This window comes from Sphingobacterium sp. 18053 (assembly GCF_902706145.1).
Classification (GTDB): Bacteria; Bacteroidota; Bacteroidia; order Sphingobacteriales; family Sphingobacteriaceae; genus Sphingobacterium; species Sphingobacterium paramultivorum.
In genome coordinates this window covers 839,486-851,147 of sequence record NZ_CACSJW010000001.1, presented here as the reverse complement: position 1 = coordinate 851,147, position 11,662 = coordinate 839,486, and the positions used below count along the sequence as shown (strand labels likewise).

5 protein-coding genes are annotated in these 11,662 nt (G+C 44.3%); 4 read left to right on the top strand and 1 reads right to left on the bottom strand.

Annotation, left to right across the window (positions count from 1 at the left end):
- The first annotated feature begins 279 nt into the window (after nt 1–279).
- Nucleotides 280–1,128 carry a mechanosensitive ion channel family protein gene (locus tag GVK91_RS03820; protein ID WP_153847767.1) on the top strand — a complete coding sequence of 283 codons (849 nt, stop codon included), beginning with the start codon at nt 280–282 and terminating at the stop codon, nt 1,126–1,128.
- A gap of 57 nt (nt 1,129–1,185) precedes the next feature.
- A complete protein-coding gene (locus tag GVK91_RS03815) occupies nt 1,186–3,192 on the top strand; it encodes a BCCT family transporter (protein ID WP_235032748.1) in 2,007 nt (668 codons plus the stop codon).
- Between the two features lie 141 nt (nt 3,193–3,333).
- On the opposite strand, the gene GVK91_RS03810 is transcribed toward GVK91_RS03815, so the two are convergent.
- A complete protein-coding gene (locus GVK91_RS03810; protein ID WP_159727047.1) occupies nt 3,334–5,691 on the bottom strand; it encodes an ABC transporter permease in 2,358 nt (785 codons plus the stop codon).
- 513 nt (nt 5,692–6,204) lie between these two features.
- Between GVK91_RS03810 and GVK91_RS03805 the strand changes: the two genes are divergently transcribed.
- Both GVK91_RS03805 and GVK91_RS03800 read left to right on the top strand, forming a co-directional pair.
- Nucleotides 6,205–9,540: a SusC/RagA family TonB-linked outer membrane protein gene (locus tag GVK91_RS03805; protein WP_159727045.1), complete on the top strand. Its 3,336-nt coding sequence runs from the start codon at nt 6,205–6,207 to the stop codon at nt 9,538–9,540.
- A 20-nt stretch (nt 9,541–9,560) separates the two neighbouring features.
- A complete protein-coding gene (locus GVK91_RS03800) occupies nt 9,561–11,579 on the top strand; it encodes a RagB/SusD family nutrient uptake outer membrane protein (protein WP_159727043.1) in 2,019 nt (672 codons plus the stop codon).
- Nucleotides 11,580–11,662: the final 83 nt, after the last annotated feature.

Here is an 11,662-nt window from a genome sequence, read left to right as displayed (position 1 = left end):
CCGCATCTATCTACGCATAATTTCAATACTGTCTTTTGAAAAGTGGTTTTTTAACCATCGCTGTAAAGGTGCCTATAGCGGGTTTATTTATCACTGGGTGGCCTAACGGCTACAGTTTTCCGTTTATAAAAATTTGGCTTATGAATTTGGATTTTTTTGGAAACAATCGGGCTAGGTTACTTGTTGAAAATATAATTAATAGGGTTGTCATCTGCAATTATATCAATATTTTGCTATATTATGCCTTCTTCCTTACATTTTTAATAAAATAAGAGCACTATGAACAATTTAGAAATGAATGACGTACAGGAGCATTGGAATAATTTTATATCCTCTGCAATCGCCTGGGCGCCACGTATTATTACTGCCGTAATCTCAGCTTTACTGATATATTTAATTGGATCATGGATCATTCGATTGGTCAAGCGAATGATCGACAAGGCATTCGAGCGGCGACAAATGGATATTTCCTTGCAGCGCTTTTTAAGTAACCTAATTAGCTGGATCTTAAATATACTCTTGTTTATTGTTGTCGTGACACAACTCGGTGTGCAGACATCCGCATTTGTCGCTATTATTGGTGCGGCAGGTTTGGCCATAGGCTTGGCCCTGCAGGGATCTTTATCCAATTTTGCCGGTGGAATACTGATCTTGTTATTGAAACCTTTCCGGGTAGGGGATTATATTACGTCCAGTTCAAATGTTTCGGGTACAGTCACCGAAATTGATATTTTCAATACCAAACTAAATACACCACAGAATCAGCAGGTCGTTGTTCCCAATGGTGTCTTGTCGAATAGCAGTATTACCAATTACACCCAGTTGGGGACACGTCGTACTTGGTTTGATATCGGTGTCGCCTATAATGCTGACTTAAAGCAGGCCAAAGAAATTCTTCTGGATGTGGTTCGAAGTAATGAATATGCGTTCAAGGAACCAGCACCGCAGGTGGTTGTTACTGAACTGGGAGATAGTGCGATCAATTTGTCGGTGCGTGCGACGACTTCAAACGAAAACTTCTGGACCATGCAGGAGCAATTGATCATCAACTGTAAAGAGGCTCTGGACCAAGCCGGTATTGAAATTCCATTTCCACAACGCGATATACATATTCGCAGCAATTCATAATATTAAATAAGAACTGGTCTTTAGATGAAGACCGTATTGTAAACAAAAATTAGCAAAGTGATCTTGTCAAAATCGACATTTAATAAAGGAATCGTTATTCCCAGCCTGCTCTTTATCATAGGAGTTTGCCTGCTGTCGGTGTTTTTTCCGACTTTGGCTGTCAGCATTTTAGATGTTGTCAAACAATTTATATTTATCAATCTCAATTGGGTTTACGTCTGGGCTGTTACGCTTTTTGTCATATTCCTCGTTTACCTGATGTTTAGTAAATTTGGTAACATCAAGCTTGGAAGTAACGACAGTAAGCCCGAGTATTCTTTCTTTTCGTGGATCTCTATGTTGTTTGCCGCGGGAATGGGGATCGGTCTGATGTATTTCAGTGTCGCAGAGCCGATGCAGCACTTTTCGACAGAAGCTTTTGCGGGGAATCATTATATCAATCGAGCGAAAAATGCGCAGCTGTATACCTTTTTTCACTGGGGTATCCATGCTTGGGCAATTTATGGTGTTGTGGGACTGGCCCTTTCGTATTTTGCTTACCGTTATCGGCTGCCGCTTTCGCTTAGAAGTTGCTTCTATCCTTTGTTGAAAAATAAGATCAATGGAAAGTGGGGAAATGCAATCGACGTATTTGCGCTTTGTAGTACCTTCTTCGGGATCACCACAACACTGGGTTTTGGTGTGGTGCAGGTAAATGCCGGCTTGCAAACTTTGGGACTGGTGCGGGAGAATAACTTTACCTACCAGATCATTATTGTGGGCGTCTTGACGCTGTTAGCTATCTTATCGGCTACTTCGGGTGTGGATAAAGGGGTCAAGCTCTTAAGTAATATCAACATCATAACGGTAGTGGTCCTTTTGTTGTTTGTTCTTTTTCTGGGGCCTACGGTTTATCTGATAGGAAGTTTTACAGAGGGAATCGGTAATTATGTAAACAATTTCTTTAGCTTGACTTTTGATACGCATGTGTATGACGAAGCTACATTACCCTGGTTTTATAATTGGACGATACTCTACTGGGCCTGGTGGATATCATGGTCACCTTATGTCGGGCTATTTATTGCGAAGATATCCAAGGGGCGGACAATTCGTGAATTTATTGCTGCAGTTCTTATCATTCCAACCTTATTTAATTTTATTTGGATGTCGGTCTTCGGTAATAGTGCCATCTGGTTTGACGTCAATCTTGCCAAAGGTGCATTGAGCGCCCTAGCTGATAATCCTGACGCCTTGATGTTCCGCTTTTTGGAATACCTGCCTTTATCAGAATTGGTCAGCTACCTGGTTATCCTGATTATTATTATCTTTTTTGTGACTTCCGCAGATTCGGGAATATATGTGATGAATAATATTGCAAGCAAAAACGCTGAGAAATCGCCAAAATGGCAAATGATATTCTGGGGTGCTCTGCTGGCCATCTTGGCGCTGATGTTGTTGAATACAGGGGGATTGCAGGCTTTACAAACCATGACGCTCATTACAGCATTGCCCTTTTCAATCATCATGCTACTTTTTTGTGTCAGCCTGGTCAAAGCATTGACCATAGACCGAAGTTATTATGAACGTGATTTTTCAGTGAGTACCGTACCCTGGTCGGGTGAATTTTGGAAAGATCGTCTGCAGCAGATTGTCTCATTCAAAAGCCGCCAGTCTGTTGATGATTTTATGCTGGATACCGTGAAGGTGGCTTTTGAGGAGCTGCAGGCCGAATTTAAGCAAAATGGTATTGAAGCAAAAATTCAGCAGTTGGATACGCCCAGTCGGATACAGATTGAAATCCGCCACGACGTGATTAACAATTTTATATACGGGGTAAAGAACCAGTTTAAAGTTGTATCCGATTATGTAGTCGAAGAAGAGAATCTACCTGACCTGGACGACAAGAAAACCTTTTTTCCAAAATCATACTTTGGCGATGCAAGGGAGGGCTATGATGTCCAGTACTTTACAAAAAATGAATTAATTAGTGATGTATTGAAACATTATGAACGCTTTCTTGAAATTATCTCGGAAGAGAAAAATGAAATGTTTATCAGTAGCAATGCCAACAAGAATTTACGGTGACCGATCACGCAACGTTTAAAAATTTAGTCTAATTCTCTCACATAGCAATAAGGTAGTTGTATGACTACCTTATTGAATAAAAAACAAATCAGCGTTTTTGGGTCATCGTTAATGTGGTCTGCAAACAGTGCATTCGAAAGTTTACTCGTCCCTCAGACTGACAACCGGGTTGATCAGGGCTGCTTTGATCGCGTGATAGCTGATCGTGAGTAACGCTAATGTTAGCGTTCCCGTACCAGCTGCAATGAAGATATCCCAGGTGATTTCAATACGATAAGTATATGCGCTCAGCATGTCATCGGCGATATAATAGGCTATCGGAAATGCGACTAGGCATGATAATAGGACTAACAACACAAAATCTTGAGACAGCATTCTCATGATCTTAAAAGTAGAGGCTCCCAGTACTTTATGGATACCGATTTCCTTAGTCCTGTTCTCGGCCATATAGGCTATCAGGCCAAATAAGCCAAGGCATGAAATTAAAATTGTCAATAGGGCAAAGAGGCTCGAAAGTGTTCCCAATTGTTGAAAATCTTTAAATTTTTCGGCGTACTTGCTGTCTACAAAGGAATATTCAAAAGGATAATCGGGATTATATTCTTTAAAAATCTTCTCCATTGCCGCAAGTGCTTCTGAGGTATTCATATGATCGTTTATGCGTATGTTCGTAACCTGAGTACCAGCATAAGCGCCCTGAATGACCATTGGAGTAATAGGACTGAAAGGCGATTCCTGAATAAAATCCTTCACGACTCCGACGATATGCCAATCCCTGCCATCGACAACTGTTTTACCGATCGGGTCGTCAAAATTAAATACCTTGGCGGCGGATTCATTAATAATCATCGCAGCAGAATCAGTTGGAAATTTAGCCAAATCAAAATCCCGCCCTGCAACTAACTGCAGTTCTGCCGTGTTGACCAAATTTTCATCGGCACCCATTCTGGCGAAGATGGTATTATTATCTTGGGGTTTGCCATCCCAGTCCATGTAGTTGTTGCTCCTGTTTTCCGTAAGTGGGGAAGAAGTCCTTGAAATCTGTGAGGCAATACCGGAGGACAGTAATTTATTCTTGATGAGTAATCTATTTTTGCTGATTTCTCCCTGATCGATAATACCGACCAACCTTTCCTTGTTATAGCCGATTTCTCTATTTTGAGCGTATCTGATTTGTCGATGAATGGATAATGTTTTTATGATCAGGATGATAGCAATACAAAATTGGGAAATGACGAGGACTTTCCGAGGATTAAATTTCTGTTGAACATGCAGATTTTTACCTTTCAGTACTTTCGTCGGTAAGAAGGAAGACAGATAAAACGCTGGATAGCTCCCGGAAAGAATTCCGGCCACTAAAATAAATCCTGCAAACATTGCCCAGAAAAGAAGATCGTTAAATTGAATAGATAGCTTTCTTGACACCAGTTCATTAAAGTAGGGGAGCGCTATCATTGTAATCAACAGAGACAAGAGGCCCGAAATGCATGAAATCACAAAGGATTCAGTCAGGAACTGCCCGACCAATAGCTTTTTATTTGCACCGACGACTTTTCTGACACCTACTTCCTTCGCCCTTTTTTCGCTCTGGGCCGTGCTTAAATTTATGAAATTAATGCAGGCAATAATAAGAATAAAACAGGCAATGGCGATAAATGATCTTACCATGCCAATTCGTTGCGAGCTCGGCTTTCCCTGCTCAGTAAAGTTGCTGTAAAGCCATTTATCGCCGATAGGTTGAATAAAATTGGCAACTTTTGTGTCCGTATGCTTTCGTAAGAAATATTTTATATTAGTCTCAAATTGATCGACATTGACATCTTTATGCAGCTTTATGTAGGTATGAATGGAATTATTTCCCCAATAATCGTCTGAATAGCCTATTTTCTCCATTAATGTCCACGGTACGAGATAAGTGCTTCCTTTCATAAAAGAATTATCTGGTAGGTCCTCAATAATCGCAGAAACTATTGAAATTTGGGAGCTGTCTAATCGGATGGTCTGATTGATGGGGGCGGAATGCCCAAATAATCTTTCAGCCAAAGATTTTGTGAGAACGATTTGGTTGGGATTTTTTAATGCCTCGAGGGGATTGCCTGCTATAACCTTGTAATCAAACACTTTTAAGAATGTGCTATCGACGAAAACACCTTGTTCTTTTGCAAGTTTTGTTTCTTGATGAGTTAATAGAAATCCGGTGCCCTTATCCACTCTTGTGATTGTATGTATTTCAGGAAAGTCAGTTTTTAAAGCCGCAGCCATTGGCTTAGGCGTATAAAAGTGTTCGACGGTTTCGCCTTCCCATACATCTTTCATCCCTACGGCATAGATCTGATCGGTGTCAGCATAAAAACGGTCAAAGCTGAATTCGCTTTTTACCCATAGCATGATCAATATGGCAGCTGTCATTCCAGAAGCTAATCCTACAATGTTGATCGCTGTAAAACCTTTATTCTTTAATAGATGACGAAAGGCTATTTTAAAATAATTCGCAAGCATGGTAAGTCGTTATAGATTAACGTTTACCAATTCATTTGCCAATAAATTAAAGTGCTGAAAATAAGGTGCTAAGGTTTTTTTTAATGAATTGCTTGTTCGAACTCGAACGGTCTTTGTTCAAAAGCGGACAATTTCGGACAAAAATTCCGTAGGATCGGTAACGCTGGTATAGGTGTAAGTTAGACCTTTTGATCCGCTATATATCGTTCGCTAAAGATGAGGCATTTCTGTAATATAAAAAATACGAAAACGTTATAGTTAAATTACGAAAACGTTGTAGTTAAATTTCACCTGCTGATGATTTTTAGGAATGCTCGCCTAATTTCGATCACCTCCCTGTACTCTTGCATCTTTTTTATATCGAAAATCGTGTTATTGAGACAAAATAGTACTTTTTTGATACAATCTAGTTCTGTTTTTCTAATTGCTAATATTCACTTTTACAGTTAAAATTCCTTTATCAAAGGAAGCCAATTATAAAAATACTAAATCACCCATAGTGAACATTTCTTTATGAGAAACAATTGTAATCTAAAACAAAATAGCTTTTACAGCTTTGGAACGGGCAAATGGATACCCTGTTCCTGCCTGCTCTGTCTGGTCGCTCTGGCTAGTCCTGCTGCTGCATTAAAAGCCAATGTACCCCTTGTGTCGACGATAGAGGAGACAGTACAGAACCGCGAAATCACAGGTAAAATATCGGATGGAAATGGGCAGCCTTTGGCCTCCGTGACAGTGAGCGTGTTGGGCAGCAAGGTTAGCACAGCCTCAAAAGCTGATGGTACTTATACCATTTCTGTGCCTCTTGGTGCAAAAAAAATGGTGTTTAAACTTTTGGGCTACAAGAGCCAGGAAGTCGATCTTACACCATCCAAGGTCGTCAATGTGGTCCTCAGTTCGTCGGCCGATGAGCTGGACGAAGTGGTTGTAGTAGGCTATGGTACCATGCGCAAAAAGGATCTGACAGGCTCAGTGATGCAGATCCATCCAGACCGCATAGCCAATGAAAACCCCAAAACCGTACAGGATATCCTCCGCGGATCGGCAGGACTGAATATCGGTTATGATGCCTCAGCAAAAGGGGGCGGCTCCATCGAAGTACGGGGTAAACGCTCGGTCTACGATAGCAACAGCGGGCACAACAACCCCTTGTTGGTGCTCGATGGCATGATTTTTTACGGCGAGCTTTCTGAAATCAATCCGGATGATATCGAGCAGATCGATGTGCTAAAAGATGCTTCGGCTGCCGCTGTTTATGGCTCGAAAGCAGCTAGTGGTGTGATTATCATCAGCACAAAAAAGGGGAAGCAGGGAAAGCCGACGATCAATATGACCATGAACGCCGGCGCAACACAATTGAGCGAATACCGCAAAAGATTCAGCCCCGAAGCTTACCTGCAGCACCGCGAGGACTGGTACACCAAAAATACCTACGGTATCAATCCGACAACGGGTCTATATGAGGCTTACCAAACGCGGGACGATAACGGCAACCTTACTGTGCCTTACGGTTTTTACTTCAATCCAGGGCAGCTGCCTTCGTTATTATCGCTGGATGACTGGCGCGCGCAGTCGACCAACGAGAACGGGGAGTCCGACCGAAGTATCTGGGGCCGCCGCTTGGGTCTACAGGGAAATGCCCTGCAGAACTTTTTGGATGGGAAAACGGTCGACTGGGGCGATCATACCTTCCGAACGGGCTTTAACCAGGATTACAACGCGAGCATCAGCGGTGCGAGCGACCGCGTCAATTACTACCTGTCCATGGGCTACCTGAAAAATGAGGGAACCGTTGTCAGCGATACTTACAAGGCTGTGCGGGCAAATATGAAGATCAATGCGCATGTGACCAACTGGCTGGAATTGGGCGCCAATGTGAATTTTCAGGATCGCTCAGACGGTAATATCGACATCGATATCGACCAGACATTGCGCAATAGCCCTTACGCGGATTATGCCGATGCCAGTGGCAATCCTTTACAATATCCACTCAGTGAGCAGTTCAGTCAGCGGGGTTATAATTATGATTTTCAGAAGAAATACCTGGAGCTTGACAAAGGTTATTCGGTCTTCAATTCTATTTTTAATGCGAAAGTCAAGCTGCCCTTTAACATTACCTATTCCTTTAATGCCTCGCCGCGCCTGCAGTATTTCCACGACCGTTATTTTATGTCGGCCGAGCTGCCGGGTTCTAATCCGGCCGATCGCGGTGCAAACCGCGAGCAGACCAAACGTTTTGACTGGTCGCTCAACAACACCATCAGCTGGGAACAGCGCTTTGCGGATAAGCACCGCCTAATGGTAACATTGGTACAGGAGGCGGAGGAACAGCAGTCCTGGAGGGATCGCATTGAAGCGCGCAATATTTTGCCTTCGGATGCCCTGGGCTTTCATAATACCAAAAATGGATCAAAGGAAAATAGCAGCTTCGACAGCTACGATACGCACCAAACGGCGGATGCCTTGCTGGCCCGTTTATTTTATTCCTACGATGACCGCTATATGCTCACGACCTCGATCCGGCGCGATGGCTATTCGGCTTTCGGTACCTCCAATCCGTACGCGACTTTCCCTTCTGTGGCCCTGGCCTGGAATTTTACCAAAGAGAAATTCTTCAAATGGACCGATGTAATGGATTATGGTAAGCTGCGTGTTTCCTACGGTAAAAATGGGAACCGGCAGCTGGCAGACCCCAATCTAGCGCTCGCCAACCTGTATTCGGGCAGCGGCAAGATGCATGGCTACCTCAACTCGGCAGGTGAACTGGTCCAATACCGCTACCTAATGGTAGACCGCCTGGCCAACCCAAACCTACAATGGGAAAAAACCACGGCTTGGAATTTTGGACTGGACTTTGGATTCCTAAAAAATCGCATTTCGGGTACCCTTGAATACTACCTGATGCAGACCCACGACATGATCATGGAGCAGAAGCTTCCCAATTTTACAGGATTCAGCAGCATCACCACCAACCTGGGGCAAGTGGACAACAAGGGGATTGAATTGACCTTAAATACCATCAACTTGAAAAAGGAAAATCTCCAATGGTCTACTACCTTCAGTTTTTCGTACAATAAGAATCAGATTGTACATCTCTATAAGAACTACCAGGATGTGCTGGATGCCGATGGAAATATGGTCGGCCGCAAAGAAATGGACGAGATCTCGAACGGCTGGTTTATCGGGCAGCCCATCGGCGCAATCTGGAATTACCAGGTTACAGGCATCTGGCAGGCCAATGAAGCTGCCGAAGCCGCTAAATATGGGCAGGCTCCTGGTGACCCGAAAGTGGCCAATGTGTATACGGCAGACGATGCCGTGAATGGGGACAGCAGAAAGCCTGTGTATAATAATAACGATAAGGTCTTTCTGGGGCAGACGGATCCGCGTTTCCGCTGGTCGATGCGCAACGAGTTTACCCTCTGGAAGGACCTCAGCTTTTCATTTAATATTTATTCATACATGGGGCACAAAAGCTTGTCGGGCAACTACCTGAATAACGACGATGATGGCGGGCGCATGGCTTATGGTCTGGCCAATCTACCGGCAAAGGAATACTGGACGCCGGAGAACCCAACGGACCGTTATGGCCGTATCGAGGGCAAGGGACCCATCGGAGCAGAAGGGGCGCAACGGTTGTACGACCGTTCGTTTATCCGGCTTGACAATATCTCTGTGGGCTATACGCTACCAACAGCCTTAACCTCCAAGTATAACCTCAATCGGGTGAAGCTGTATGGTACAGTGCGCAATGTAGCTACCTGGACCAAAGATTGGGAATACGGCGATCCGGAGACGGGGTCCTGGGCTTCACGGGTCTTTACCTTCGGCGTGAATTTATCTTTATAACCTGATTAATTGTAATGTACATGAACAATACGCTAAAAAAAAACAAATCCGCAGGTAGAGGCATCGCCTTTTTGCTTGCCGGTACGCTAGCGATAAGCAGTTGCTCGAAGGAATTTCTGCAGCCCGATCCACTGTCAATCTATATCCCCAACGAAACTTTTAACACCGAATCGGGCCTGCTTTCGGCCATGGCCATCTGCGACCGCCACCTCAAGGGGTATTGGGCTACAGATCATAACGAGATGCTGACGCTAGGCACGGAGTATATCTTTTCCGAACTGATGGTGGCTAGCAATACCGACAAACGCAGCATGATGGCGGATGTGGCCAATATGCTGACCCCGACAAGTGACAACGCTACGCATCAGAACCTCGACCGCTCCAACAGCCTCTGGTATCTGTGGGACGAAACCTACAAGGGGATCAGTTATGCCAATACCATTATCAAATATGTAGACCAGGTACAGACCTTGAGCGAGCAGGATAGGAATGCCTACAAAGGCCGCGCTTATTTCCATCGGGCTTTCCGTTATATGGCTTTGGTCTTTGAATACGGCGACGTGCCTTTGGTAACGACCATCATCGACGTGCCCAAACAAAATTACCGGAGCACCAAGCGTGATGCCATTCTGCAGATGATTACCAAGGATATGGAGTTTGCAGTACAATGGGTGCCTGATCAGAAAAATATGAGCCTGATCGGCCTGATCAATAAAGGTGCCTGCCGCATGCTTTTGGCAAAATGTTACCTGGCCATAGGGGAGTATCAGAAAGCCAAAGAGCAGACGGATATCCTGATTGATCAGTCGGGCTATGCACTGATGACCGAAAGCTTCGGGACCTTTAACGATGGAGGCGAGGCACAGACCTGGCCCATTACACGTAACGTCATCTGGGATATGCACCGCCCCGAAAACAAACTGATTGCCAGCAACCGCGAGGTGATCATGGGGATGCCCAACCGCGGTGCTGATGCAGAGTCTTTTGTAAAAATGCTGACCATGCGGATCTTATATCCTTTTGTCTTTGACAGCCGGATACAGACAACGGATGGTAAACAGGCCTTGTTGAACATCAAGCGGAACAGTGGGGATTACAATGCAAAATATGACTATATGCGTGCCTTTGGCCGCGGGATTGCGACTTTCCGTCCTACATCATTCCAAACGCAGGGCGTATGGTCTGTCAATGGCAAGCTGGATGATGGCGACCTGCGCCACAGTTCAAAGATGGGTAACTGGGTACGGATGGAAGATTACAAAGTAAACAATAAGGCTTCCAAAGATTTTGGAAAACCAGTCACACTGAAAGATCCCGCAACGGGCAAACTCCTTTGCAGCGATACCATTCGCCGCTGGTACGATGTGCCGCATTATAAATTTTTCCTGGATGATCCTGTAAGTGAAACCAATATCAGCGGTTCAGACGGTTCACGGGGTGCTACCAATGGGGGAATCGCCGATTGGTACCTCTATCGCTTGGCGGAGGCTTACCTTTTGCGCGCCGAAGCGAAATATTATATCAATCCGGCCGATGGGACGATAAAAGATGATTTAAATGCTGTCCGCCAGCGTGCAAAATGTACCGAGCTCTACCAGGGCGCGGTCAGTATTGGAGATATTATGAATGAAAGGGCTCGTGAACTTTATTGGGAAGAATGGCGCAATGTGGAATTGAAACGGGTGTCGCTCTGCCTGGCACGTAGTGGTAAACCGGATGAATGGGGAAATGCGTACAATCTGGACAATTTCGATAAACAAAGCGGTACAGATGCGAGTGGCGGAAGTTACTGGTACCAGCGCATCATGCATCATAGCCTCTACAACAAAGGTGTCATTCATGTCAACGCCACCGGGCTAAGCGATATCAAATACACGATGGATAAAAAGAACATGTACTGGCCAATTCCCAATGTTGCGATTACCTCCAATATTAAAGGGCAACTAAAGCAAAATTATGGCTACGACGGTTATAATCCCGCTACTCCCGTCTGGGATAATTGGGAGGATGCCGTAGCAGATGAAGCCAAAGCAGAATAATCAGTTAATAGGTCCCGAACCGATATTTATTAGAGGAGATCGGTTCGGATTTTTTTAAATAACGTATTTTATAGCTACAAAAA